Annotated in this window: 19 protein-coding genes; 15 read left to right on the top strand and 4 right to left on the bottom strand. The window is 67.9% G+C overall.

The window, feature by feature from the left end; translation table 11 throughout:
• The first annotated feature begins 2 nt into the window (after positions 1-2).
• The 4 genes from BLU38_RS30025 (at position 3) to BLU38_RS30010 (ending at position 10,568) form a co-directional block, all read left to right on the top strand.
• The gene (locus tag BLU38_RS30025) at positions 3-5,444 is read left to right on the top strand and encodes a DUF6531 domain-containing protein (RefSeq protein ID WP_157683870.1); all 5,442 of its coding nucleotides are present in this window, start codon (positions 3-5) and stop codon (positions 5,442-5,444) included.
• Between the two features lie 39 nt (positions 5,445-5,483).
• Positions 5,484-6,458, top strand: a complete 975-nt coding sequence (locus tag BLU38_RS30020; protein WP_157683868.1) for an Imm1 family immunity protein — start codon at positions 5,484-5,486, stop codon at positions 6,456-6,458.
• The gene (locus BLU38_RS30015) at positions 6,458-7,648 is read left to right on the top strand and encodes a GOLPH3/VPS74 family protein (protein ID WP_091531124.1); all 1,191 of its coding nucleotides are present in this window, start codon (positions 6,458-6,460) and stop codon (positions 7,646-7,648) included. The genes BLU38_RS30020 and BLU38_RS30015 overlap by 1 nt, the downstream gene beginning before the upstream one ends.
• Positions 7,649-8,618: 970 nt before the next feature.
• Positions 8,619-10,568 carry a hypothetical protein gene (locus tag BLU38_RS30010; protein ID WP_157683867.1) on the top strand — a complete coding sequence of 650 codons (1,950 nt, stop codon included), beginning with the start codon at positions 8,619-8,621 and terminating at the stop codon, positions 10,566-10,568.
• Between the two features lie 388 nt (positions 10,569-10,956).
• Here the strand turns inward: BLU38_RS30010 and BLU38_RS30005 are convergent, their stop codons facing one another.
• Positions 10,957-11,367, bottom strand: a complete 411-nt coding sequence (locus BLU38_RS30005) for a nuclear transport factor 2 family protein (protein ID WP_091531118.1) — start codon at positions 11,365-11,367, stop codon at positions 10,957-10,959.
• A 53-nt stretch (positions 11,368-11,420) separates the two neighbouring features.
• On the opposite strand from BLU38_RS30005, the gene BLU38_RS30000 reads away from it, so the two are divergent.
• The 8 genes from BLU38_RS30000 to BLU38_RS29965 all read left to right on the top strand — a co-directional run bounded on the left by BLU38_RS30000 (position 11,421) and on the right by BLU38_RS29965 (position 19,025).
• Positions 11,421-12,020 carry a TetR family transcriptional regulator gene (locus tag BLU38_RS30000; RefSeq protein ID WP_091531114.1) on the top strand — a complete coding sequence of 200 codons (600 nt, stop codon included), beginning with the start codon at positions 11,421-11,423 and terminating at the stop codon, positions 12,018-12,020.
• Between the two features lie 195 nt (positions 12,021-12,215).
• Positions 12,216-12,608 (top strand): DUF948 domain-containing protein, encoded by a 393-nt coding sequence (locus BLU38_RS29995; RefSeq protein ID WP_091531111.1) that lies wholly within the window; start codon positions 12,216-12,218, stop codon positions 12,606-12,608.
• Positions 12,605-12,883: a hypothetical protein gene (locus BLU38_RS29990; RefSeq protein ID WP_091531108.1), complete on the top strand. Its 279-nt coding sequence runs from the start codon at positions 12,605-12,607 to the stop codon at positions 12,881-12,883. Before BLU38_RS29995 ends, BLU38_RS29990 begins: the two co-directional genes overlap by 4 nt.
• 71 nt (positions 12,884-12,954) lie before the next feature.
• Positions 12,955-15,627 (top strand): alanine--tRNA ligase, encoded by a 2,673-nt coding sequence (gene alaS / locus BLU38_RS29985; RefSeq protein ID WP_091531105.1) that lies wholly within the window; start codon positions 12,955-12,957, stop codon positions 15,625-15,627.
• Entirely contained in the window at positions 15,624-16,142 is a 519-nt protein-coding gene (ruvX, locus tag BLU38_RS29980; protein WP_091531101.1) for a Holliday junction resolvase RuvX, read from the top strand. The genes alaS and ruvX overlap by 4 nt, the downstream gene beginning before the upstream one ends.
• Positions 16,143-16,223: 81 nt before the next feature.
• The gene (gene mltG / locus BLU38_RS29975; protein ID WP_157683866.1) at positions 16,224-17,342 is read left to right on the top strand and encodes an endolytic transglycosylase MltG; all 1,119 of its coding nucleotides are present in this window, start codon (positions 16,224-16,226) and stop codon (positions 17,340-17,342) included.
• A 31-nt stretch (positions 17,343-17,373) separates the two neighbouring features.
• Positions 17,374-18,171, top strand: coding sequence for a shikimate dehydrogenase (locus BLU38_RS29970; RefSeq protein WP_091533415.1), 798 nt, complete (start codon positions 17,374-17,376; stop codon positions 18,169-18,171).
• 26 nt (positions 18,172-18,197) lie between these two features.
• Positions 18,198-19,025: a PfkB family carbohydrate kinase gene (locus tag BLU38_RS29965; protein ID WP_157683865.1), complete on the top strand. Its 828-nt coding sequence runs from the start codon at positions 18,198-18,200 to the stop codon at positions 19,023-19,025.
• Here the strand turns inward: BLU38_RS29965 and BLU38_RS29960 are convergent.
• Genes BLU38_RS29960 through BLU38_RS29950 form a run of 3 tightly spaced genes read right to left on the bottom strand, consistent with a single transcriptional unit; the run spans position 19,016 to position 22,593 of the window.
• On the bottom strand, positions 19,016-19,987 hold the full coding sequence (locus BLU38_RS29960; RefSeq protein ID WP_091531094.1) for an ABC transporter substrate-binding protein: 972 nt from the start codon (positions 19,985-19,987) through the stop codon (positions 19,016-19,018). The genes BLU38_RS29965 and BLU38_RS29960 overlap by 10 nt on opposite strands.
• 48 nt (positions 19,988-20,035) lie before the next feature.
• On the bottom strand, positions 20,036-21,034 hold the full coding sequence (locus tag BLU38_RS29955) for an ABC transporter permease (protein WP_091531091.1): 999 nt from the start codon (positions 21,032-21,034) through the stop codon (positions 20,036-20,038).
• Positions 21,031-22,593 (bottom strand): sugar ABC transporter ATP-binding protein, encoded by a 1,563-nt coding sequence (locus BLU38_RS29950; RefSeq protein ID WP_091533411.1) that lies wholly within the window; start codon positions 22,591-22,593, stop codon positions 21,031-21,033. Before BLU38_RS29950 ends, BLU38_RS29955 begins: the two co-directional genes overlap by 4 nt.
• Before the next feature lie 267 nt (positions 22,594-22,860).
• On the opposite strand from BLU38_RS29950, the gene BLU38_RS29945 reads away from it, so the two are divergent.
• The 3 genes from BLU38_RS29945 to BLU38_RS29935 all read left to right on the top strand — a co-directional run bounded on the left by BLU38_RS29945 (position 22,861) and on the right by BLU38_RS29935 (position 25,554).
• Positions 22,861-23,745, top strand: coding sequence for an endonuclease domain-containing protein (locus tag BLU38_RS29945; protein WP_157683864.1), 885 nt, complete (start codon positions 22,861-22,863; stop codon positions 23,743-23,745).
• 89 nt (positions 23,746-23,834) lie between these two features.
• Positions 23,835-25,031 carry a chorismate synthase gene (gene aroC, locus BLU38_RS29940; RefSeq protein WP_091531083.1) on the top strand — a complete coding sequence of 399 codons (1,197 nt, stop codon included), beginning with the start codon at positions 23,835-23,837 and terminating at the stop codon, positions 25,029-25,031.
• Positions 25,024-25,554, top strand: a complete 531-nt coding sequence (locus tag BLU38_RS29935; protein WP_091531079.1) for a shikimate kinase — start codon at positions 25,024-25,026, stop codon at positions 25,552-25,554. The genes aroC and BLU38_RS29935 overlap by 8 nt, the downstream gene beginning before the upstream one ends.
• The last annotated feature ends 32 nt before the right edge of the window (positions 25,555-25,586 follow it).

Genomic DNA, 25,586 nt, shown 5'->3' with positions numbered 1-25,586 from the left:
GGGTGATTCGGGAGCAGGTGTCGGAACGTCGCCGGCTGACGACCAAGGCCCTGGTCGATTTCGACGGCGCCTTCTCCGACCTCTTCAAGGACAACCAGGCGACGGCCAACGAGGACGGCGAGCAGATCGCCACCGCGCTGACCGACATCGCTACCCAGGTTCAGTACATCATCGACATCGTGCCGGACGAGAACCGTCGGCGGAAGGAAGCGCGGGAGTGGAAGAAGCGCTACGACGAGGACAAGGCGCACATCACGTTCAGCGACCTCGGCGGTGACGAGGATCCGCCGGAGGGCCCGAAGTCGCCGCCGGCCCCGAAGGTGGTCTCGGCCAACGCCAAGGACCGCGACACCCCGTCGCCGGGCACCGGAGGCAAGGGCGGCTCGGGGACGTCGTCGGCCCGCCCGTCGAACCTGCGCGACTTCGCCAAGGGTGTGACCGGCAAGATCGGGGAGCTGTCCGGCAAGGACACCACCCTGAAGAACCTGAACACCGATTTCACCACCGGGTTCGACTGGGGCACCGGCGAGACGACCGGTGTCGACGGCAGCAGTGTCTACTCCGCGTTCACCCTGTATCAGAAGCTGAACAACGAGGACAAGACCTGGGTCAACACGATTGCCGGAGCGTTCGAGAAGGCCGGCGGTGCGGGTGGGATCTCGACGGTGTCGAACGCTGCGTTGGCTGCGAGTCTGCGGGCCAAGGGTGTGGCGGCCTCACGTCAGGACATTCCGGCGACCTCGCCGGCGGTGATGGGGGTGTCGCCGACCACCGGCTATTCCGACGACCCGGTGAACACCGCGACCGGGAACTTCGTCGAGCCCGAGACCGATCTGGAGTTCGTCGGCGGCTGCGCCGGGCTCAGCCTGGACCGGATGTACAACTCGTTCAATCCCGTCGCCGGTGCGTTCGGCGTCGGCTGGTCGAGCGCTGCCGAGGCCCGGCTGGACCTGGACTCCGAGGGTGCCCGGTTCACCCGTCCCGACGGACGCGCCGTGGACTTCCCGCGACAGGGGACCGGCTGGGATCGGGCAATCGGGGAATCGCTGTGGCTCTACCGCGACCCCGCCGAGGATGACGGCAACAACACCGACAACCACACCGGGGTCGGCTTCCGGATGGTCGACGGCGAGCGGAACACCTGGCGATTCGATGCCGCCGGTCGGCCGACGTCGCAGGACAGCGGCCCCGGGACGAGGGTGTCCTTCATCCGCGAGCTGCGCGACGGTGGCTCCCGGCTGGTCCGGCTGGAGCACGAGCGTGGCCGGCACATCGAGCTGATCTGGGAGGGCGACCGGGTGGTCGCCGCGCACAGCTCGGACGGCCGGACGATCTGCTACGGCTACGACTCCGACAGCAAGCTGACCTCGGTGTCCGGACCGCTGGGCACCCGCAGCTACCGGTGGAACGACGACGGGCTGATCGACCAGGTGATCGACGCCGACGGCGTGGTCGAGGTCACCAACACCTACGACTCCGAAGGCCGGGTCGCCACCCAGCTGTCGCCGCACGGCCGGACCTCGCGCTACACCTACCTGCCGGGTCGGGTGACCGAGGTCGCAGACCCCGACGGATCCCGGTCCAACACCTGGATCGCCGACGGTCGCGGCAGGCTGGTCGGGATCATCGATTCCGACGGCAATCGGCAGTCCACCAGCTACGACCAGCACGGCAATCCGGTTCTGGTCACCGACCGGGAGGGTGGGGTGACGATCCGCGAATACGACGATCGCGGCCATCTGACCCGGTACGTCACCCCGACCGGGGCGGACCTGCAGTTCGGCTACGACCAGCACGATCGGGTGACCACGGTGGTGACCGAGGAAGGTGCCGTCACCACCTACTCCTACGACGGCAGCGAAGGCGACGGCAGCCAGGGTCATGGCAGCGGGCGGAACCCGAGCCTGATCGTCGACCCTGAGGGCGGCCGTACCGAGTTGGAGTGGGCCGACGGATTGCTGACCAGGATCACTGGACCGACCGGAGGCACGGCGACCTTCGACTACAACGCCTACGGCGATCTGATCGCCACCACCGACGCCGAGGGCAACAGCGCCCGATTGGAACGCGACGTGGCCGGTCGGGTGATCGCCGCGATCACGCCGTCGGGGCACCGCACCAGCTACGACTACGACCCCGCCACCGGTCTGCTCGCCACCCGGACCGATCCCGATGGTGCGGTCTGGTCGTTCGCGCACACCGCCGCCGGCCGGCTGGCGACAATCACCGACCCGCTGGGCGCGGTGACGACGATGGAGTACGACGAAGCCGGCGACGAGACCGTCACCACCGACCCGTTGGGTCGCCGGATGACCCGGACGTTGGACGATCTCGGCAACCTGGCCGTCGTCGAACTCCCGGACGGAGCGACCTGGGGGTTCACTCACGACGCGCTGTCCCGGCTCACCGAGACGATCACCCCGGACGGCCAGTCCTGGAAACGGTCCTACAGTCCCGATGGTGAGCTGACCGCGTTGACCGACCCGATGGGTGTCCGGATCGAGGTGACCGCCGATGCGGACCGGCAGGTCACCGCATCCGACCCGACGTCGTCGGTGACGCAGGGCTTCGACCCGCTCGGCCGGCCGACCGCGGTCGGCCAGCCGGACGGTTCGGTCGCGGTGGCGACCTACGACCTGTGCGGCCGGGTGGTCGAACAACTCGACGCCGACGGCGGCCTGACCCGGATCGGGCGGGACCTGGCCGGCCGCCCGGTGACGGTGACCGATCCACTCGGCGCCAGCACCCGTTACGGCTACGACAGCCGTGGCCACCTCGCGACGATCACCGATCCCAACGGCGCGGTGACCACGATCGACTATGACCGCGACGGGCTGCCGATCCGGACCGTGTTGCCGACCGGCGAGATCGGCTGGACCAGCTACGACAGCTGCGCGCGAGTGACCGCAAGCTTCGCACCCGGGGTCGGGACCCGCCGCTACCGCTACGACCGGGCCGGCCGGGTGATCGAGGCGATCGATCCAGAGACCGGGCGGCGGTCGTTCGGCTACGACGCGGCCGGTCAGTTGGTCAAGGTGGTCAACGGCAACGGCGGGGTCACTCGCTACGGCTACGACGCGGGCGGTCGGGCGACCACGATCACCGATCCGCTCGGCAACGTCACCCGCCGCGAGTTCGACGCGATGGACCGCTGTGTCGCCGAGACCGATCCGCTGGGCCGGACCACACGCGCCGGCTACGATCCGGCCGGTCGGCTGGCCTGGCAGCAGGACCCGCGCGGTCGCCGGATGGAATGGACCTACGACGCGAGCGGTCGGGAAACGTCGATGTCCATCGACGGCCGCGTCATCACCACGATCGAACGCGACCTGCGCAACCGTACGGTGACGATCCGCGATCATTCCGATCCCGACCGGCCGCGGCTGCACGAACTGGAGTGGAACCGCCGCGGCCAGTTGGTGTCCCGTCGTCGGGACAGCGACGAGGTCCGGTGGGAGTACGACGCCGGCGGCCGCAGGGTCTCGATGACCACACCGGACGGACACGCCACGACGTACAGCCACGACCCGACCGGGAACCTGACGGCGGTGGACCATCCGCTGTTCGGACGGGTGACCTTCGATCACGATGCGTCGGGCCGGCTGATCGCCGCGACCGCCGGCGACCTGATCCAGTCCTGGAAGTACGGCGACGGTTTCGCCACCGGCCACACCCTCACCACGCCCGACGGATCGACGCGGACCCGGGTCATCCGCGACGAAGATGGCCGGATCACCGGGATCGACCGGGACGGTGAAACCACCAGCTACTCCTACGACGAGGCCTGTCAGCTGGTCGCAGCCCGGCTCGGTGACGAGATCCACCGCTGGACCTACGATCAGGCGGGCCGGCTGCTCGCCGAGACCCGGGGCGGCGAGACCGTCGAATACGGCTACGACGACGGCAGCCAGCTGCTGAGTGTCACCGGACCCGGCGGCACCACCCGGCACTCCTACGATCGGACCGGGCGACGGACCCGAACCGACCATGCCGACGGTCGTGCCCGCGAATACGCCTGGTCCACGATCGGATTCCTGTCCGCGATCACCGACCACGCAGCCGGCACCGATGGCAGAGACGCCCGCGGTACGCGCACCCGGTTGCAGGTCGACGGCACCGGCGAACTTGCTGCCGTCGACGACACTGCGATGTTCTGGGACACCGCAGCGCCGTACGCGGCCAGCCTGGTGCAGGTCGGCCGGACCGCGGTGCTGCCGGCCGGACCGGTCACCGGCATCGGCGAGTCCTGGACCACTCCGGGCTGGCGGACCAGTCGTGCCGATGGTGCCGACCCGTGGACAGCAGCCGGGGCGGGTGCCGACGTTCGCCGGCCGGGATTGCCGTCCGGCATCGGCATCGGCGGTGCCGGCGAACTCGCCATCGCCGGGCTGGAGTGGCTCGGTGTTCGCACCTACGACCCGGCTTCCCGCGGGTTCTTGTCGACCGATCCACTCGACCCGGTCGTCGGTGCCGGCTGGGCCGGCAACCCGTACTCCTATGCCGGCAACGATCCGCTGCACGCGCTGGATCCGACCGGTCTCAAACCGGTCTCCGAGGCCGATCTCGCCAACGCTCGCAAACCCTGGTACGAAAAGGCCTGGGATGCGACCACGTCGTTTGTCGCCAAGAACAAGGACTGGATCATCGGCATCGGCCTGACTGCCGGCGGCATCGCATTGCTCGCCACCGGCATCGGCGGACCGCTCGGCATGGCGGCCCTCTCGGCCGGCGCCGACACGCTGATCCAGAAGGCGACCACAGGCGAGGTCAACTACAAACAAGTCGCGGTGTCTGCTGCCATCGGCGGTGCCGGCGCAGGCGTGGCCGCGGGATTCCGGGGCATCCAGGCAGCCAAATGCGCCAAGTACGGCGTTGAAAGCTTTAAGCAGTTGGACAGAGGAGTGAAGACTTCCTTGATCGCCCAACGAGCCGGAGCCGAAACCGGAGTCGGTTTCGTCGGCGGCGGTGCTACAGAGCTCAGCAAGGGCGCCAAGTTCGGCTCCCGGGACATGTGGGCCGGAGCGTTCGGAGGCGGCGTGACCGGCGGCATCACCGGCGCCGGCAGCGACCTCGGAACGACATTCGGAAACGGCGTGCGCGGCCGGCTGCTGAACGGAGTCGAGTCGAAACCGTTCGTCCCCAGGGTCGCAACGAGAGTCGGGGCCTGGTCTGCCGACCACGCAACGAACATCGGCACCAGGATGACATCGGACTTCACCGGCGCGGCTTCCGGCGAGACCGTCGACCAGATGATCAGACCCGGAGATCAGAATGGGAACAAGATCTGGAACAAGGGTGTCCAGAAGGTGATCACCGGACGTGCTAGTGCCGGGGTGAAGCAGATCGACGGGGGAATCGCTCCGGACCGTACCGGCGTACGAGTCTCCGACGGAATCGGCAAACCGATCGGCATCGGCATCGATGGGGCCATGGGGATCAGGTAGCAGCCTGGATCAGCACATGGCCTCGTTAGGGTGACCGACATGACTGACCTAGCGGCGGGAGTGACCCGATATCCGGCCGGAGCAGCGGCGGGGCGGATGCCGCGCGTCCTCTGGCTGGTCGGCGGCCTGTGTTTTGTGGTCGGGGTGGTGGCAGCGTTCGTCACCGGCGGCGACCCGCGCTGGATCGCGGGGATCGCAGCGGTCGGCATCCTGCTGCCGCTGGTATCGCTGCTGCTGCCGTGGTGGCTGAGGCCGGTCCTCCTGATCGGTGTCACCGTGGCGGCCGGCCTGTCAGTCGACCGGATCGGCATCGAGAGCACGGGCTGGGACTGGGGCCGCGACCGGGATCTGGCGTACGCGGCCTGCTACTTCGGCTCGTTGATCCTGGGACTTGCCTTGCTCTGGAAGGCCAGCGACCGCCGCGCCTGGCGACGCCGGCTCGCCAGTGCCGAGGGTGCGCCGCCATCGGGACAGGACCCGACCGGCGGGCGCAAGATCGGGCGGCTGTTGATCTGGAGCGACCGGAAGTACGAATACGAAGTCGCCGACCCGAGCGTCGAGGCCGCTCTGCAGGCGGTGCGTGCGCTGGACGGCGAAAACCACACGCTGGTCTCGATCCACATCGGTCGCGGCGAACTGGACGTCGGCGGCGACGCCGCCGGCACCATGATCATCCAGCAGTCCGACAACCGCCGTAGTTGGCGCAACGGCTATCAGGTCGCCGACCCAGCGGTGATCGACCGCAAGACCGACCCGTGGGCGGATGGCCGACCCAAGATCAACATCACCTACGCTGGCGCTGACAAGGTCTATCCCGACCAACTGCTGACGACGCTGCCGGCCGCCGAAGCAGCGGTGCGCAGCTGGGTGGAGCGAGCCGAGCGGGATCGTTCGCTGAACTGGTGGCGGATGCCTGGCTGGGACGGTCTGCAACGTCCGCCGGCTTTGCAGGAGCGGGACACTCCGGGCGGATCGAGCGGCTCGGGCGACACCGACGCCTCGCACGGACTCTGATGGCCGGCCGACGTGCGGCAGGCGGCTCCGCGTCGGGGCGACGGGCCTTCTGGCGGCCGATTCCCTGGTGGCTCGCGATCCCGTTCGCGATCGTGTTCGGCGTGCTCGCCGTCGTCGTCGCCGAGGTGGCCGATGATCGGCCGATGCGGCCGGATGTCGGCTACGTGGTCAGCCAGCCCGACTTCTGCCACATCGGCGTCGCCGCGGATCCGGACGCCGACCGTCCCGACGTGACGATCAGTTCCAAGTCGGGCGACTCCTGCACCCGGTGGGACAAGGGCACCCGTCTCTATTACAACGCAGCTGCGCCGCGTGTGCCGCCCGGCCAGACGCCGGGCACCGGCAACCGGGCCTGGGGGATCGCGATCCTCGTGATTCTGGCGGCGATCGGTGTGGCGTCGGCGGTGCACGACCTGGTCCTCCGTCGCCGTCGGCGCGCAGCCCGGGACAGCCAGGCCGCCGAGCTCGCGGTGCGGCCACTGTCACCCGGCAAGACGTACGACCGGATCTCCACTGCCGAGGATCTGGTCAGCATTGCCCTCGATCCCGGCGCCGGTCGGGTGGCGCTGGGCGGGTCCGATCGCGTGCTCGGCGGTGCATTGCTGGTCGACCTCGCCCGAGCCGGTGCCGTCACGGTCACCGGCACGTCGGCCGGCACCCGAGTCGAGGTCCTGTCGTCGGTCGAACTGGAAGATCCGATGCTGCGTGCCGCGCAGTGGCGCTTGCGTAGTCAGGGCCTGGAGGGTGAGCAGCCGGAGAACTGGCGGGAGCGGCTGCTCCTCAGCTGGTTCGAACGCCGTAACACCAAACCGCTCAAGATCGGTGAGGCCTGCTCCCGGCTCACCGGCGAACACCTCGACCTACCCGCAGGCGAGGTCCGACGCCAGGTGCTCGACCGCGTGACGTCGTCCGGCGCCGTGGAATCCGGCACCCACCAGATCGACAGCTACACAACCTCGCAGCCGGCGCCCCTCGACGAACTCCGTGCCGACCTGCAGGCCGTGCTCCGCGGCGAACGAGCTCCGGATCAGCGCACCGGATCACTGATCGCACTGTTGGACGCCACCGGGAGGCTCGACCTACTCGGCACCCGGACCGAGATCGATCCGCGCGGCGTCGCCGACGGCGAGTGGGCCGATGACAGCGTACGCGCGATCATCTCCGGTGTCCGAGCACCGCAGGGGTCCTGAGCCTGTCGACCGACCTACTCCTGTCGGAGGACCAGGCCAGCAGCGAGTCAGGACCCAGCCACCGAGGCCTCCGCGACGATCCTCTACAGCAGGTTCAGCGCATTTCCGAAGCGTCCTGAGCCCGTAGCAGGTCCGGAGTTCGGCGCTGGTGGTTGTTGATCATGAGTGGTCGTCCAGCGCATGGCGTCGGCGTTTGACCACGGTGATTGCTGTCTGTCATGGCAATATTCCGTCTTGATCGTGCTGCTGCGGTGCGCGCGCTGCCGCTGTTGATCATGGCGTGCGGACGTTGTTGATCATGGGGTGCGGCTTTTGATGATCATGGATCGGGGGACAGGTGGTCGAGTGGCGGCCCGCGCCGTTCACCAGGTCAAGGGAAGCACAATCGGGCGCACATCTGCACGCAACCCGCACCGGGGTGTGTCATCCTCGGCAAGGGAACTGTCGGCATGGTCGTCGGCTCAATCTGCGTCCCTGGAATCCGCATCCGCAGGGATTCGTTTGTCGACAGCCCCGCGTCGCTGGCGATGAAGAATGTCAGTGCCGGTCCGTAGGGTGGTTTCATGAGTACGGTCATGGTGGTCGGTGGGCAATGTTTGGAGCCTCTTGCCCGTGTGTCCGGGCTGTTCGATACCTCGCGGCCAGCGTGGGCCGGATCGGGCGCCGGCGGCTGTGTTCGTGGCCGCGGGTCCAGGAGGTTTTTCTTGTGTCCACAGGGATCCCGGCTGTCGGGCAAGACTGTCCGCGCCGGTCCGTAGGGTGGTTTCATGAGTGCGAGCGGCGTGGTCGGTGGACGACGGGTGAAGCTTCTCACTCGTGCGTCCCGGCTGCTCCGAGCACGGCGCCCGGCGCATCTCGGTCCGGTCGGTAGTAATGGTGATCATGGCCGCGGCTCCGGCGATCTTCTCTTTATCCACAGGGATTCTGGCTGTTGGGCAAGACTGTCGGTGGGTGTCCGTAGGGTGGTTTCATGAGCGCGGGCAGGGTGGTCGGTGGGCGACGGGTGGAGCTTCTCACTCGTGCGTCGGAGCTGGCTCGTGCCGAGTGGGCGGCTGGTTGTGGGTTGTTGGAAGTGGTGGCGGAGTGGGTGGTGGCGAACCCTGGTGATGGGTTGGTGCCGCAGCGGACTCGGTTGGAGATGGCCTCGGAGCGGGCGATGGTGTTGGCCGGTGACGGTACGCCGTCGGTGGCCGAGACGGCGCCGGCGACGTTGGGGTTGGAGATCGGGCTGAGTCAGTGGCAGGCCTGTCGGCTGGTGGCCGATGTGTTGGATCTGCGGTATCGGTTGCCGCGGATCTGGACGCTGGTGCAGGGCCATGGGGTGCGTCCCGGTCATGCCCGCCTGGTTGCTGCCAAGACCCGGTTGTTGTCGGTGGAGCAGGCTGCGGTGGTGGATGCCGAGGTGGTCGGGATGATCAGCGCGGTGACCTATGGCGGGTTGTTGACCGCGATCGATGCCGCCGTGGTGCGGGCTGATCCGGAGGGTGCCCGGGTGCGGGCGGAGACGGCTGCCCGGTGGCGTGGTGTCCGGGTGGGTCGGGAGTCCGAGGACGGCACGATCGATGTTCATGCCCGGCTGGATGCCCCGGACGGGATCGCGTTGGGTGAGATGGTGAAGCGGTACGGGCGGTTGTTGCGGGACAACCGGGATCGGTTGCCGGAGTGTGTGCCGGATCGTGATCCGCAGTCGGTGGATGAGTGGGAAGCGTTGGCGCTCGGGTTGTTGCGGTTGCCGTTCGTGACCTGCCGGGTGTTGCTGGAACTCGGCTGCCCGGACCTGTTCGACGCCGCGATCGATCTGTTCACCGCCACCGACAACGACTGCACACCCGACACCGGATCGGATGATCACTTGCCTGGTGATGGTCTGGGCGCCGATGCTGATCAGAGCCGCCGTGATGCGCAGGGAACCGGTGATGATCATGACTCCGGTGATGGTGCTGCCCCGCCGGTTAGTGTTCAATCCGATCGTGATCAGTCTGACAGTGAGCTGGGCGAGGGTGCTGCCCATCAGGCTGACCTTGACCGAGCCGCGGCCGACCCGGCCGCCGGCGACCAACCAAGATGTGGCCGGACCGATGGTGAGCAGAGCAACGGTGGTCACCACACCGACGATCACGTCGAGACCGATCGCGCCGAGACGGATCTGACGGACGCAGCCCCGACGGATACCGCGTCTCCTGGCGCCGGCCCGACCTCTGACCATCCGACCCACGACCAGCCGGACGGTGATCATCCCGATGACGACTCGCACGATGACGATCTGACAGGCGACGCCCAATCTGACAGTGATCGGGATGCTGCCCGGGAGCGGGCGCTGCGAGCGTTGATCCGCGGGATCGACCCCCACAAACTGTTGCCCCTGTCGGTCCTGCACGTCCACATCGACGAATCCGCGGTCCGCGGCGACCACGCCGTCGCCCGCGTCGAAGACCTCGGCCCACAACTGGCCGACACCGTCCGCAACTGGCTACGCACCGGCACCCGACTGCACATCACACCCGTCATCGACCCCGCATCGGTCACCGCGGTCGACCGCTACGAAACCCCGACCTGGATGCGCGAAGCCCTCCTCGCGCGCAACCCACGCAGCGTGTTCCCGTTCTCCAACCGGATCAGCCGACTGATGGAGATGGACCACACCATCGCCTACCTGCCACCACCGATCGGACCACCGGGCCAGACCGGCCCCCACAACCTGGGACCGATGGCCACCGGCGAACATCGGGTCAAAACATTCGGCACCGTCCGCGTGCGCCAAGTCGAGCCCGGAACCTTCATCTGGCACACCGAAACCGGCCGGGTGATCATCACCAACCCCGCCGGCACCCACGACCTCGGCACCGGACCCTGGACCCAACAACTCTGGCATGCCGCAACCAGACCCCAACACCACAAAACAGCCGACCGACCCAACTGATCGACCTCGGTGCTGTTGTCGCGCCGCCGTCGATCATGCTGTCTGTCTCCCAGGGCGGATAGCTCGTCGGGCTGCCATCGATGCTGCCGGCGTATCTCCGGGGCTGACGGACTGCAGGACAACTGGGCCAACAGGGGAGGTCGGATCGCGTTCGACGCCCGACCGGACCTTCAGAGTGGGTGCGCGTGCGAGTCAGCTGGTCGGAGAACGTCCTGCCGTGCGGGTTGGTGGGAGCGTCCGTCGCGCTGACGTGGTCCCGGTCGTGCCGTTCGCATCGACCCACCCTGAAGTTCCGTACTCGACCCGCGGACCTGATGTGTTGGGCGGCATCGACCGAGCCGCGCGAGCGCCGCCCGGACTGCCGCGTGTTCGGTCTTCTGCGGTTCGGTCATTCGGGCCGTGGAGTCTGGGAGATCAGACCATAGACGTCCATGTAGTCGCGGACCAGGTCGAGCTCGCCGTTCCGAGCCGACAGCACGATCACTCCGTTGAGCTCGAAGCCCTCGGTGGTATTGCGGTGTCGGCCGGTGCCGTGCCACTCGTTGATGATCACGGTGTCCGACACCTGGTGGCTGGCGCGGTCCTCGATCCGGTCCAGCCGGACCGGAGGTTCGGCCCAGAGCCGCCGGTAGTAGCTGCGGATCTTGTCCCGTCCGACCAGTCGCTGGGTGCCGTCCGGCGTACGGAACGGGAATTCGTGGACGCCGTCGGCAGCGTACAGATCGGCGAACGCATCGGCGTCGAAGGTGATCATGGCGCGGTGGTAGCGGTCCAGCAGGGCCCGGATCTCAGAAGTCATTCAACGAATGTAGAACCAATCTGATGGACATTCAACGGCCGTAGAATGAGTGCATGGCGACCAGTCGAACAGTGCAACGGGAACGGACGCGCAGCCGGATCGCCGAGCAGGCGAGTCGGCTCTTCGGGGAGCGCGGCTACGACCGGACCACGGTCCGCGACATCGCTTCGGCCGCCGCGGTCGACCCGGCGCTGGTGCTGCACTACTTCGGCAGCAAGCGGGCCTTGTTCCGCCTCGTGATCGGTGGTCCCGGCGCCGACCCGGTGCAGGTCGGCGATCCGACCGAGTTCGTGCTGTCCAACCTGCGCGGCAAACTCGACGACCGGACCGGGGCAGTGCTGTCCCAGCTGCGATCGATCCTGACCAATCCGGACGCGGCCGATCATGCCCGCGGTCAACTGACCCGGGTCGCCGAGGCGCTGGCCGCCGAACTGCCCGACCGCTCCGATGATGGATCCGGATACCCTGACGCTTCCGGGCCGCGCGGGGAGCCCAGCCGGTCGGCGGTCCAGCGGGCGCACCTGCTGTTGGCCAGCACGCTCGGCGTGACGATTGCCCGTCAGTTGCTGGCCGTCGACGAACTGGCGTCGCTGTCGCCCGACGACATCACCGCCCTGCTCCGACCAGCGGTCGATGCGCTGACCCGGGTGTGATTCCGGTTGCGCACCGGGTGGGACGACGCCGTAGCCTTGAGGTGGCTGTTGTGAGTGGTCGCAGCGTGCGTCGGGCACGATAGGGTTCGCAAGGCGCACCGGATCCGCAGGGCTGCTGGCCGCAGCGGCAACGGGCGCCAGGCAACGTCGACCAGCACGGTCGAACAGCAGGGTCGAACAGCAGGAGAGGATCCGATGTCCATAGGAGAGATTGCCGGTCTGATCGCGGCGATCGCGTTTGCGATCCTGGTGATCCTCTTTGCGGTGCCGCTGCTCAAACTGGGCCGGGTGCTGGAGGAGGTCCGGCTGGCTGTCCGTGACATCGGACACGAGAGTGTGCCGGTGCTGACCGAGGTGCAGGGCACCGTCCGGGCGACCAACGAGGAGCTGGCCAAGCTGTCGGTGGTCACCGAGGATCTGGCGCGCGTCAGCCAGCACGCGACCGTGGTCAGCGAGAACGCCGCCAACATGGCGACGCTGTTCTCCGCCACCCTCGGCGGCCCGATGGTGAAGACCGCTGCATTCACCTACGGCATCCGGAAGGCGATCCGCGGCGAGGGCAAGAGCACCGGGCGGCGGAAGAAATGATCAAGCGTCTGCTGTGGTTCGCGATCGGTGCGGCGGTTGGGATCTTCGCCATCAAGAAGGTTCGCGACTACCTGGCCAAGGCTCGGCCCGATGCGGTCGGCCAACGGGTCCGTAGCGGCCTGGCCGACCGGGCCGAGGATCTGAGTGGGACCGCGTCGTCATTCGTCGATCGAGCACGAGCTGCCATGGCCGAGCGGGAAGCGGAACTCCGCGACGCGCTCGGCCAGCCCCAGACTCCGGCTGCTCAGCCGACCGATGACAGCACTGAGCACTGACCCAGTCGTCGACCGGTCCAGCACGACCGATCCGCTGCGGTGCTCGTACGAAACGATAAGGAACCAAGAACATGAAAACCGCCGAGATCCGGCGCCGCTTCCTGGACTTCTTCACGTCCCGCGGCCACCACGAGGTGCCCAGCTCGCCACTGATCTACAACGACCCGACCCTGCTCTTCGTCAACGCCGGGATGGTCCCGTTCAAGCCGTACTTCACCGGTGCCGAACCGAATCCGTGGTCGCGGGCGACCAGCGTGCAGAAATGTATCCGGACCGGGGACATCGAAGAGGTCGGCAAGACCACCCGGCACGGCACGTTCTTCCAGATGAACGGCAACTTCTCCTTCGGCGACTACTTCAAGGACGGCGCGATCCGCTACGCCTGGGAGTTGCTGACCAAACCGCAGGAGGCCGGCGGCCTGGGCTTCGACCCGGCCACCATCTGGGTGTCGGTGCTGAAGGGTGACGACGAGACCCGTGGTCTGTGGCGGGCCATCGCGGGCCTGCCCGACGAGCACATCCAGGACCGCGGGCTGAAGGACAACTACTGGAGCATGGGCGTCCCCGGACCGGGCGGCCCGACCAGCGAGATCTTCATCGACCGCGGACCCGAGTACGGTCCCGACGGCGGCCCGGAGGTCGACGAGGACCGGTTCCTGGAGATCTGGAACCTGGTCTTCATGCAGGAAGAGCTGTCCGCGGTCCGCGCCAAGGACGACTTCGACGTGCTCCGTCCGCTGCCGCGCAAGAACATCGACACCGGGATGGGCATCGAGCGGGTCGCGTTGCTGCTGCAGGGCGTCGACAACTTCTACGAGATCGACGAGGTCTACCCGGTCCTGGACCGGGCGGCCGAGCTCGCCGGCAAGCGGTACGGCGCCAACCACGACGACGACGTACGGCTCCGGGTGGTCGCCGACCACGTCCGGTCCGGGCTGATGCTGATCAGCGACGGCGTCACCCCGGGCAACGAGGCGCGTGGTTACGTGCTGCGTCGGCTGTTGCGCCGAGTGGTCCGGTCGATGCGCCTGCTCGGCGTGAACGGCCCGACCTTCGGTGAGCTGTTCCCGATCAGCCGTGATGCGATGAAGGGTTCGTACCCGGAGTTGGAGACCGACTGGCAACGGATCAGCGAGGTCGCCTACGGCGAGGAGGAGGCGTTCGGCCGCACGCTCACCTCCGGTACCCAGATCTTCGATCAGGCGGTGACCGATGCCAGGAAGAGCCAGCAGACCTCGTTGAGCGGCGAGCGGGCCTTCCAGCTGCACGACACCTACGGCTTCCCGATCGATCTCACCCTGGAGATGGCGGGCGAGCAGGGGCTCAATGTCGACGAGGCCGGTTTCCGTCGGTTGATGGACGAGCAGCGGCAACGGGCGAAGGCCGACGCGAAGGCCAAGAAGGGCGATGCGCAGGCGGTCCAGGCCTACGCGCAGCTGCGTGATCGCGGCGAGACGCCGTTCACCGGATTCCGAACCCTGGCAGGGGAATCGGCGGTCCGCGGCATCGTCTCCGGCGGCGAGCTGACCGAGGTCGCCCAGGCCGGCGACCGGGTCGAGCTGGTGCTGGAGGAGACCCCGTTCTATCCCGAGTCCGGTGGCCAGTCCGGTGATCACGGACGGATCACCACCCCGGACGGCACGGTGTTGGAGATCACCGACGTGCAGCGCCCGATCAAGGGGCTGCTGGTGCACCATGCGACGGTCGTCGAGGGTGAGCTGCGGTCGGGGCAGAACGTCCGCACCGAGGTCGATCCGCAATGGCGGCTCGGCGCCTGCCAAGCCCATTCGGCGACCCACGTGATCCACGAGGCGCTGCACGAGATCCTCGGCCCGACGGCGCTGCAGCGGGGCTCGTTCAACCGGCCCGGCTACATGCGGCTGGACTTCGCCTGGGGCAACTCGGTCAGCGAGTCCGAACGGGAGAAGATCGAGCACATCGCCAACACCGCGATCCGGGACGATCTTGGTGTGACGGCGACCGAGATGGCGCTGGCCGAGGCCCGTGAGTCCGGTGCGATCGGCCTGTTCGGCGAGGTGTACGGCGACGTCGTCCGGGTGGTCGACATGGGTGAGGGCTGGTCCCGGGAGATGTGCGCCGGCACCCACGTCCAGCAGTCGGCGCAGGTCGGCCTGATCGCGGTGAACAGCGAGTCCTCGGTCGGTTCCGGGATCCGCCGGGTGGAGGCGTTCGTCGGGATGGAGGCCTTCCAGCAGTTGGCCCAGGAACGCGCGTTGGTGCACGGGCTGACCGAGACGCTGAACGTGCAGCCGGATCAGCTGATGGACCGGATCAACCGGATGGTCGGTCAACTGAAGGATGCCGAACGGCAGATCGCCGAGCTCAAGTCGGCCAACCTCGGCACCCAGATCGAGCCGATCCTGGCCGCCGGCAAGGACATGTGGGGCGTCACGTTCATCGCCCGGCAGGTCGACGGCGTCTCCGGCGGCGATCTGCGCAACCTGGTCACTCAGGTCCGTGACCGGGTGCAGGACAAGCCGGCCGTGGTCTGCCTGATCGGCGGCACCGCCGACAAACCGAGCGTGGTGATCGCGACCACCGAGGGTGCCCGCTACCGCAAGCTGCGGGCCGGCGACCTGGTCAACACCGCGACCCAGGCGCTCGGCGGCCGCGGCGGTGGCCGGGACGACATCGCCCAGGGCGGCGGCTCGGACGGTGCCAAAGCTGCCGACGCGCTGCGCGACGTCGAGTACGCCGTCGGTCACGTCCTGCAGACACCGTGAGGAGGGGGCGCCGGCTCGGCATCGACTGGGGTGACGCCCGGATCGGTGTCGCGGTCAGCGACCCGGACGGTCTGCTCGCCTCCCCGCTGGACTTCGTACCGGCCGGGGACGGCGAGCTGGACCGGATCCTCGAGCTGGTCGGCGAGTACGAACCGCTGGAGCTGGTGGTCGGACTGCCGCGTTCGCTGAACGGGACCGAGGGTCCGGCGGCGGTCAAGGTCCGCGGCAAGGCCGCCGACCTGGCGGCCGCCCTGCACCGATCCGCCGATTCGGACACGGCCGGCCGCGACACGCCGGGGATCCGCCTGGTCGACGAGCGACTGTCGACCGTGACGGCGAGCCGACGGCTCCGGGCAGGCGGAAAATCGGCCAAAGCACAGCGTCGGTTGATCGACTCCGAGGCTGCCCGGGAGATCCTGGATCGAGCACTGGACGCCGAGCGTGCGAGCGGCACGCCGCCAGGCCAGTTACTATCAGGCAGCGAGCCAGCTAGCGAATCGGACGTCGATTCGTAACCTGAGATCAACCCGTCGCCCCTCGACGGGCCGGCAACAGTCCACCCGGCAACAGACCCTGCGGACAGGAACTCAGCGGACGTGACTTCTCTCCTCGACCAGGAGCCCGAGCAGCGCAGCAAGACCGCCCTGAAGAGCGGCCGCGGCTGCCTGGCGGCTCTGGTGGCGTTGGCCGTGCTGGTGGTCGGCGGCTTCTTCGCCTGGCAGAAGGCCTCGGCGTACGTGCAGAACGCGTTGGCCACGCCGGACTACACCAACGCCAAGGGAGTCAAGGACATCACCGTCCGGGTGCCGGACGGCGCCACCCTGACCTCGATCGGGGTGCAACTGGAGAAGGCCGACGTGATCAAGTCCACCAAGGCGTTCAGCAAGGCGATCGGCGAGTTCGACGGGCAGCCGACGGTCCAGGCGGGCAACTACAAGCTGCGCACCCAGCTGCCGGCCGCGACGGCGCTGGATCGGCTGACCACACCGGAGAAGTACCGGATCCGTAAGCAGGTCCAGGTGCTGGAGGGGATGCGGCTCAGCCAGCAGATCGCGACGCTGGCCAAGCAGACCAAGATCCCGACCAAGAATTACCGTGCCGCGCTGGCCAAGCCGCAGAGCCTGGGACTGCCGAGTTATGCCAAGAACAAGCCGGAGGGCTTCCTGTTCCCCGACACCTACGAACTGACCGACACCTCGTCGGCCACCGCGGTGTTGAAGCAGATGACCGCCCGCTACGGTCAGGTCGCCGACGACATCAACATCGAGGGCCGGGCGAAGGCGATGAACAAGTCGCCGTACGAGGTCGTCATCGTGGCCAGCATCATCGAGGCCGAGGTCAACCGGGACGCCGATCGACCCAAGGTCGCCCGGGTGCTCTACAACCGGCTCGGCAAGGGCATGAAGCTGCAACTGGACTCCACCGTGCTGTACGCGGTGCACAAGTCCGGCAAGCTGACCACCACCGACGCCGACCGGGCCAACAAATCGGCCTACAACACCTACGTCCACGCCGGTCTGCCGCCGGGCCCGATCGCCGCGCCCGGCAAGCGGGCGCTGCAGGCCGCGGCCAACCCGACCGCGGGCGGTTGGTACTACTGGGTCGCGGTCAACCCGGACACCGGTGAGACCAAGTTCGCCAAGACCAAGGCCGAACACGACCGGTACGTCCGCGAGTTCCAGGCCTGGTGTCACGCCCACCGGGGCAAGTGCTGATCGGCCACCGGCCGGCGGGGGAGTGCCGGCGATGACCGTACGCTGTGCGGTGCTCGGTTCCCCGATCGAGCATTCGCTGTCGCCGGCCCTGCACCGGGCTGCTTACGCCGAGCTCGGGCTGACCGACTGGGAATACCAACGCCATCGGGTCGAGGCGGCCGAGCTGGCCGGTTTCGTCAGCGGACTGGATTCCAGCTGGCGGGGGCTCAGCCTGACGATGCCACTGAAGGCGGTCGCGTTGGAGCTGGGTGAGCCGGACGAGCTGGCCGTGCTCGCCGGTGCAGCCAACACGATGATCTTCGCCGGTTCCCGGCGGACGGTGCACAACACCGACGTCGGCGGTCTGGTGTCGGCCTTCGGCGCCGCCGGTGTGACCTCGATCGATGCCGCGACCGTCCTGGGGTCCGGGGCGACCGCGCGGTCGTCGATCATCTCCGCAGCGCGGATGGGCGCCACCCGGGTCGGTCTGATGGCTCGCCGACCCGATCATGCTCGCCAGACCCTGTCCGGGCTCGCCGACCGGCTGGGGGTGCGGCTGGAGGTCGTCGCCTGGAGCTCGGAGGTGCCGGCCGCCGACGTGCTGATCTCGACCGTCGTCGGTGGTGCGGCCGATCCGATCGCCGACGCTGCGGTGGCCGCCGCCCCGGTGATCTTCGACGTGATCTACGACCCGTGGCCGACCGCCCTGGCCGACGCCGCCGAACAGCACGGCCGGACGGTGCTGAACGGACTTGATCTTCTGGTCCACCAGGCCGTCGGCCAGATCGAACTGATGACCGGCCGCACCGTCGCGGTGGAGGTGCTGCACCGCGCCGCTGTGGCAGGGTGACGTTCGTGGCGAGCGAAGGAGCAGCTGTGGGCGGACGGGTGATCGTGCTGGGGTCGCTGAGTCAGGATCTGCACCTGCAGATGCAGCGGCACCCGACGACCGGGGAGACCGTGATGTCGGGCGACATCGAGTACCGGTACGGCGGCAAGGGAGCCAATCAGGCGGTGGCGGCGGCGCGGGCCGGGGCGGTCAGCTTCTTCGTCGGACGGGTCGGGGCCGATCAGGTCGGTGCCGACTACCGGAAGCGGCTGGCCACGTACGGGGTGGACACCTCCCGGCTGGCGGTCAGCGACGACGCACCGACCGGCACCGCGATCATCTATCTGAACGCCGATCACGACAACATGATCGTCGTCGCGCCGGGAGCCAACTTCCGGGTCGGCACCGCCGATCTGGACGCTCTGGATGATCTTGGTCCGGAGGATGTGTTGCTGATGCCGTTGGAGCTGAAGCCCGACGTGGTGATCGCCGCCGTGGACCGGGCGCGCGCCGCCGGCGCCCGGATCATCCTGAACCTGGCGCCCTACATCGACCTGCCCGCCGAGACCCTCGCTGCCTGCGATCCGGTGATCGTCAACGAACTCGAGCACGATCTGCTGCAACGATCCGGCCTGAGCTGTCCGAGCCTGTTGATCACCCGCGGCACCGAAGGCTCGCAGTGGGGCGGACTGACCGTGCCGGCGCAGCAGGTCGAGGCGGTCGACACCACCGGCGCCGGCGACGCCTACTGCGGCACGTTGGCCGCGCGACTGGTCCGCGGCGACGACCCGGCGGTCGCGATGGCCGCGGCCTCGGCAGCGGCCGCCGCCAACGTCCAGCATCCCGGCGCTCAACCACCGACCGATCAGCTGTAGAGCATCTTCTTGATCTTGGGATCGTCGATGTTGGACTTGTCGTACCAGTAGGAGCCGGTGTCGATCGTCTTCTTCAGCTGCTCGCCCTTGGCAGCCTTCACCGCCGACTCCAACACCGAACGCCCGATGCCGCGCGGATCCTGGGTCATCGCACCGGTCATCGCACCCGACTTGATCGCGTCGATCTGTGCCTTGCCGGAGTCGAACCCGACCACCGTCAGCTTGCCGTCGGCCAGGTTGAGTTCCTTGACCGCATTCACGATGCCGATCGCCGAACCCTCGTTGGTCCCGTACAGGCCCTTCAGTTGCGGGTGACCGGCGATCATCGCCTTGGCGATGTCGGCGGACTTGAGATGATCACCGTCGCCGTACTGGATGTCGACGATCTTGATCCCGGGATAGTCCGACTTGATCTTCTCCACGAAGCCGTCCCGGCGTTCGACCCCGGTGGAATTGACCTGGCTGTGGCCGACGATGCCGACCTCGCCCTTGCCCTTCAGCTCCTTGGCCATGTGCTCGGCCGCGGTCGCGCCGGCCACCTTGGAGTCGGTCTTGGAGATGTTCACCGGGATGTCGGAATCGCAGCCGGCGTCGAACTCGACCACCGGGATGTCGGCGGTCTTGGCCGCCTCCATCTGCGGGATGCAGGCCTCCGGATCGAGGGCGGCGAAACCGATCGCGTCGGGATGCCGGTCGATCGCGGTCTGGAACATCTGCAACTGGGCGTCCACCTCGGTCTCCGAGGCCGGGCCGTCGAAGGTCATCTCGACCCCGAGCTCCTTGGCGCGCTCTTCCGCTCCGGCCTTCACCGCCTGCCAGAACTGATGCTGGAAGCCCTTGGAGATCAGTGCGACGGTGAGCTTGTCGTCACCACCTCCGGCGCCACGTTGGCAGCCGGTCATGATCAATGCCAGGGCGGCGATGATCGCCACTACGGCGAACGGTCTGCTGTGCCTTCTCATCTGGTCTCCCTCGACTCATCGATTAGCAGGGTGTTGCCTCTGAGGACCTCACGCGCTGTCGCCCATCCGGCGGCGACGCAGGTTGTCGGTGAACACGGCGATCGCGATCACGATGCCGACCACCACGTTCTGCCATTCGGACTGGATCGCCAGGATCCGCAATCCGTTGATCAGCACGCTCATGATCAGCGCACCGATCAACGTCCCGACGATCGATCCGCGACCACCCAACAGCGAGGTGCCGCCGATGATCACCGCGGCGATCGCCTGCAACTCGTAGCCGACACCGAGCTGCGGCTGCGCCGAATTGAGCCGGGCGGCGATCAGGATGCCGGCCGCACCGGTGAACAGCCCACCCAGGATGTAGACCGCGAGCAGCCAGCCGGCGGTGTTGATCCCGGACAGCCGCGCCGCCTCCGCATTCGACCCGATCGCGTACGTCATCCGGCCGAGCAGCGTCTTGCTCAACACGATCCAGGCGACCAGCGCGAGGGCGAACAGGATCAGCACCGCGCTCGGGATGCCCGGGATGATCGCCCCGAGGGCAAGCTGGCGGAAGCCTGGCGACTTGGTGAAATAGATCGGCTTCACCCCGGAGAGCACCAGTGCCAGACCTTGGGCGACCATCATCATCGCCAGCGTGGCGATGAACGGCGGCAGTCGGAGGACGGTGACGTTCAGCCCGTTGACCAGCCCGATCAGCGCGCCCATCGCCAACCCGCCGAGCAGCCCGATCGGCAGCGGCAGTCCCCAGTCCACCATCACGATCCCGGTGAACACCGCACACAGGGTCATCCCGGTACCGAGCGACAGGTCGATGCCGCCGGTGATGATCACGAACGTGGTGCCCAGGGCCAGCACACCGATCACCGCGGTGGACAGCAGCACCGAGGTCAGATTGCTGAAGGTGGCGAAGTCGGGGTTGGCAATCGAAAAGATGATCACGAGCAGGATCAGGGTGCCGAAGGCGAGTGCCTGTTGCAGCCAGCGGCGGAGGAATCCGGGCAGGGTGTCGACCCATCGGGCGGCCGGAGTCATGGTCGTCATGCGACACTGCCTTCCTCGAAGCTGGAGACGTTGCGGGTCGCCAGTTCCATGATCGTTTCGGAATCGGCCTCGGAGCGGTCGAGCAGTCCGGTGATGCGGCCCTGGGACATCACGACGATCCGGTCGGAGAGTCTGAGCACTTCCGGCAGTTCGGAGGAGATCACGATCACCGACTTGCCCTGACCGACCAGGTCGGTCAACAGCTGGTAGATCTCCTGCTTGGCGCCGACGTCGATGCCGCGGGTCGGCTCATCGAAGATCAACACGTCACACTGTCGGGCCAGCCATTTGGCGATCACCACCTTCTGCTGGTTGCCGCCGGACAGATTCCGGACCGGGGCGTCGATGCTGGGTGTCTTCACCCGCAGTGCGGAGACGGCATCGCGGACCACCCTGCGGGTCCGGGCGTTCTCGGTGAAGCCGAACCGGGTGAACTGTGGCAGCGACGCCAGCACGGTGTTGAACTGCACACTCTGGTCCAGCATCAGGCCGTGGCGTTTGCGGTCCTCGGGCAGATAGCTGATGCCGTGCCGGACGGCCTGAGCCGGGGTGCGGACCGACACCGGTCGCCCGTTGATCATGATCGATCCGGTGCTGCGCCGATCTGCTCCGATGATCGCCCGGGCCACCTCGGTGCGTCCGGCGCCGATCAGTCCGGCGAAGCCGAGGATCTCGCCCGGATACAGCTCGAAGCTGACGTCGCGGATCAGATCCGGAGTGGACAGCCCGCGGACCTCCAGGACCGGATCGCGGTCCGGCGCCGTCCGCGGGGTAGGTTCCTGACCCGGAGCCGGTGCCTGATCGGTCGGGCTGTCGGCTGTCGCGGGGTCGGGGAGATCGCGACCGACCATGGCGCGGATGATCTCGCTGTCGGAGACCTCGTCCAGCCGATGGGTGCCGACCTGCCGTCCGTCCCGTAGCACGGTCGCCCGGTCGGCGATCTGCCGGAGTTCGGCCATCCGGTGCGAGATGTAGACGACGCCGACACCGGTCCGTTGCAGTCCGCGGATCAGGGTGAACAGTCCCTGGGTGTCGGCTTCGCTGATCGCCGAGGTCGGCTCGTCCATGATCAGAATCCGGGTGTTCGGATAGGAGAGTGCTTTGGCGATCTCGACCAGTTGCTGGGCGGCCACCGGCAGCCGATCGACCGTGGCGTTCGGGTCCAGGGTCAGCCCGAGCCGGTCCAGCAGGTCCCTGGTCCTGGCGACCAGTCGGCCCTCGGCCAGGAACGGCCCGTAACGCGGCTCGCGGCCGATGAAGATGTTCTGGGCGACGGTCAGATGCGGCATCAGGTTGAGCTCCTGATGGATGATGCTGATCCCGAGTTCCTGGGCCTGCCGCGGATGAGTGATCTGCACCGGGGCGCCGTCGATCACGATGGAGCCGCTGTCGGCGGTGTAGGTGCCGGCCAGGATCTTCATCAGCGTCGACTTGCCGGCGCCGTTCTCGCCGATCAACGCCAACACCTCGCCGGCACCGAGATCGAAGCCGACATCGGCCAACGCCTGAACGCCGGGGAACGCCTTGCTGACGCCCTCGACGGTGAGTAGCTGTGTCATGTCCGCCTTCACATCGCTGTGTTCGGATCAGCCGGGAAAGCCGCCGATCGGGACACAGCGGCTTCTCAGGCAACGGGTCTACCGCACCCGACCGCGACCGGCCGGGACGACACGCTGGCCCGGTAGCCGATCGGAATGTTGTATCAATCCTCCGTCCGCCCACCTGGAGGTCGGTTATCCACAACTCGTACAACATGTCGATCGACCGTCGAGCAGCGCTGTCCACAGCGGCGGCCAGTTTCGCCGCGGAGGCCCATATGTGTAGGTATGAGAGATGACATAGCAGCACTGATGGACGGCGGGGTGATTCTTCGCCGTGACCACCCCGAGCTCGGGCAACGGTTGAATCGGCTCCGCAGGAAGGGGGAGCTGGTGGCCGTCCTGCCCGGAGTGTTGGTCGCGCCGGATCTGGCGACCGATTGGCGGACGAAGGTGATTGCCGGTCTGCGCTGGCTCGGTCCCGATGCCGTGCTGACCGGGCATGCCGCGGCACGCCTGACCTTCTGGCCGGGTTGCAGTCGGGAAGACGCGATGTTTCTGACACCTCGGCAACAGCGATCCCGTCGCGGGTGGCAGGTGATGACGGCCGTGGTGCCGCCGGAGATGATCCGGCGGCACCACGGAATCGCGCTGACCTGCCCGGCCTACACAGCGATGATGCTGGCGGGCGGGCCGGACGGCGGGAACGTCATCGACGAGGCATTGCGATCCGGCTCGGCGACTCTGCAGGAGATGCGGGCCGCCCTGGCAGCGATGCCCGATCGCACGGGGAACCAGCAGCGCCGGTGGCTGCTGCACGACTCCCGCGACAAACCCTGGTCGGAACTGGAACGCGAAGGTCATCGGCTGCTCCGTCGGCAGCGTCTGAGCCGATGGCAGACCAATGCCAGGGTGCAGACGGCCGTGGGCGACTACGCCGTCGACGTGCTGTTCGATGAGAGTCGGGTGGTCGTGGAGTTCGACGGATACGAGTATCACAGCAAGCCCACTGCGTTCGAGAACGACCGCCGACGGCGCAACGCCCTCGTGCTGGCCGGCTACACGGTCCTGAACTTCACCTGGACCCAAGTGTTCCGCGATCCCGAATGGGTGATCGGCTGTATTCGGGCGGCGATCGGAATGTCGTATCAGTTCGACTCCCGGGCCGCCTGAAGCGCCGAGAACCGAACTCATACGACAACGCGATCGCCAGACGTGGACGCGGTGCGGAGGATCGGCGGGGGAATGAAAGACTTGCCTCCATGCTCCGCTGGTTGACTGCTGGTGAATCCCATGGCCAAGGCCTGGTCGCCATCCTCGAGGGACTGCCGTCCGGTGTCCGGGTGACCTCCGACGACATCGCTGCTGCTCTTGCCCGACGCCGGCTCGGCTTCGGCCGCGGCGCCCGGATGAAGTTCGAGGCAGACAAGGTGACGATGATCGGCGGCCTGCGGCACGGGGTGACGATGGGATCGCCGGTGGCCATCGAGGTCGCCAACACCGAGTGGCCGAAGTGGCAGACGGTGATGTCGCCGGACCCGGTGGACGCCGAGGTGCTGGCCGGGCAGGCCCGCAACGCTGCCCTGACCCGGCCGCGACCCGGACATGCCGACCTGGTCGGGATGCAGAAGTATCGGGTCGACGAGGCCCGGCCGATCCTGGAACGCGCCAGCGCTCGGGAGACCGCCTCCCGGGTCGCGCTCGGCCGGGTGGCGATGGCCTACCTGGAACAGACCTACGGGATCACCATCGTCAGCCATGTGGTGGAACTCGGCACGGTGAAGGCCCGCTACGGACTGCTGCCGACTGCCGCGGATCTGCCGGCGATCGACGCCGACGAGCTGCGCTGCTTCGACACCGCAGTCAGCGGACGGATGGTCGAGGAGGTCAAGACCGCGCAGAAGGACGGCGACACCCTCGGCGGCGTGGTCGAGGTGTTGGCCTGGGGACTGCCGCCGGGACTGGGATCGCACATCCAGGGCGACAAGCGGTTGGACGCCCGGTTGGCCGGCGCCCTGATGGGCATTCAGGCGATCAAGGGCGTCGAGGTCGGCGACGGCTTCGAACTGGCCCGGACCCGCGGCAGCAAGGCACACGATGAGATCGTGCTCGGCGACGGTGGCATCGCCCGTGCATCGCATCGGGCGGGCGGCACCGAAGGCGGGATGAGCACCGGTGAGGTGCTGCGGGTCAAGGCGGCGATGAAGCCGATCGCCACCGTGCCGCGCGCGCTGCGTACCGTCGACACCAGCACCGGCGAGGCCGCGGTGGCGCACCATCAGCGGTCCGATGTCTGCGCAGTGCCGGCGGCCGGCGTCGTCGCCGAGGCGATGGTGGCGCTGGTGCTGGCCGACGCCTGCGTGGAGAAGTTCGGCGGCGACTCGGTCGTGGAAGCGACCCGCAACCACCGGGCCTACCTCGACGACGTCGCCGAACGCGGCCTGCAGATCCATGATTGAACCCGGGACACTCGAGGGATCAGGGCCGATCGTGCTGGTCGGTCCGCCGAGCTCGGGCAAGTCGACGGTCGGGCGGCTGCTCGCCGACCGGCTCGGCGCCGAGTTCGTCGACGTCGACGACGTGATCGAGCAGCGGGCCGGCAAGTCGATCTCCGACATCTTCACCGGTGACGGCGAACCGGCTTTCCGCCGGCTCGAGGTCGACACCACGATCGAGATGATCGGCCGGCAGGACGCCGGACAGCTTGTCGTCTCGCTCGGCGGCGGGGCCGTCACCTCCGAGCAGATCCGGGCCGCGCTGTCGCCGCATCGGGTGGTCTGGCTGCAGGTCGGGATCGCCGCAGCGGCCGATCGGATCGGGCTGAACACGGCCCGCCCGCTGCTGCTGGGTAACGTACGGGGCCAGCTGATCAAGCTGATGCGGGAACGTGAGCCGCTGTACGCCGAAGTGGCCACGATCAGCGTGGCGACGGACAAGCGGGAGCCGCCGGAGCTGGTCGAATCGATCATCAGCCGGCTGTGACCGTTCAGCCCGCGACCGCCAACGACGAGATG

The sequence above is a fragment of the Microlunatus soli genome (assembly GCF_900105385.1).
GTDB classification, from domain to species: Bacteria; Actinomycetota; Actinomycetes; order Propionibacteriales; family Propionibacteriaceae; genus Microlunatus; species Microlunatus soli.
This window is presented reverse-complemented; position numbering and strand designations above follow the sequence as displayed.

Excerpts from the sequence above, each read along its gene's own strand:
- BLU38_RS30000 (WP_091531114.1), top strand. The coding sequence starts at position 11,421 with ATGGCGACCAGTCGAACAGTGCAACGGGAACGGACGCGCAGCCGGATC.
- alaS (WP_091531105.1), top strand. The coding sequence starts at position 12,955 with ATGAAAACCGCCGAGATCCGGCGCCGCTTCCTGGACTTCTTCACGTCC.
- BLU38_RS29950 (WP_091533411.1), bottom strand. The coding sequence starts at position 22,593 with ATGACACAGCTACTCACCGTCGAGGGCGTCAGCAAGGCGTTCCCCGGC.
- BLU38_RS30020 (WP_157683868.1), top strand. The coding sequence starts at position 5,484 with ATGACTGACCTAGCGGCGGGAGTGACCCGATATCCGGCCGGAGCAGCG.
- aroC (WP_091531083.1), top strand. The coding sequence starts at position 23,835 with ATGCTCCGCTGGTTGACTGCTGGTGAATCCCATGGCCAAGGCCTGGTC.
- BLU38_RS29955 (WP_091531091.1), bottom strand. The coding sequence starts at position 21,034 with ATGACGACCATGACTCCGGCCGCCCGATGGGTCGACACCCTGCCCGGA.
- BLU38_RS29945 (WP_157683864.1), top strand. The coding sequence starts at position 22,861 with ATGAGAGATGACATAGCAGCACTGATGGACGGCGGGGTGATTCTTCGC.
- BLU38_RS30010 (WP_157683867.1), top strand. The coding sequence starts at position 8,619 with ATGAGCGCGGGCAGGGTGGTCGGTGGGCGACGGGTGGAGCTTCTCACT.
- BLU38_RS29960 (WP_091531094.1), bottom strand. The coding sequence starts at position 19,987 with ATGAGAAGGCACAGCAGACCGTTCGCCGTAGTGGCGATCATCGCCGCC.
- BLU38_RS29970 (WP_091533415.1), top strand. The coding sequence starts at position 17,374 with ATGACCGTACGCTGTGCGGTGCTCGGTTCCCCGATCGAGCATTCGCTG.
- BLU38_RS29995 (WP_091531111.1), top strand. The coding sequence starts at position 12,216 with ATGTCCATAGGAGAGATTGCCGGTCTGATCGCGGCGATCGCGTTTGCG.
- BLU38_RS29935 (WP_091531079.1), top strand. The coding sequence starts at position 25,024 with ATGATTGAACCCGGGACACTCGAGGGATCAGGGCCGATCGTGCTGGTC.
- BLU38_RS30015 (WP_091531124.1), top strand. The coding sequence starts at position 6,458 with ATGGCCGGCCGACGTGCGGCAGGCGGCTCCGCGTCGGGGCGACGGGCC.
- BLU38_RS29990 (WP_091531108.1), top strand. The coding sequence starts at position 12,605 with ATGATCAAGCGTCTGCTGTGGTTCGCGATCGGTGCGGCGGTTGGGATC.
- BLU38_RS30005 (WP_091531118.1), bottom strand. The coding sequence starts at position 11,367 with ATGACTTCTGAGATCCGGGCCCTGCTGGACCGCTACCACCGCGCCATG.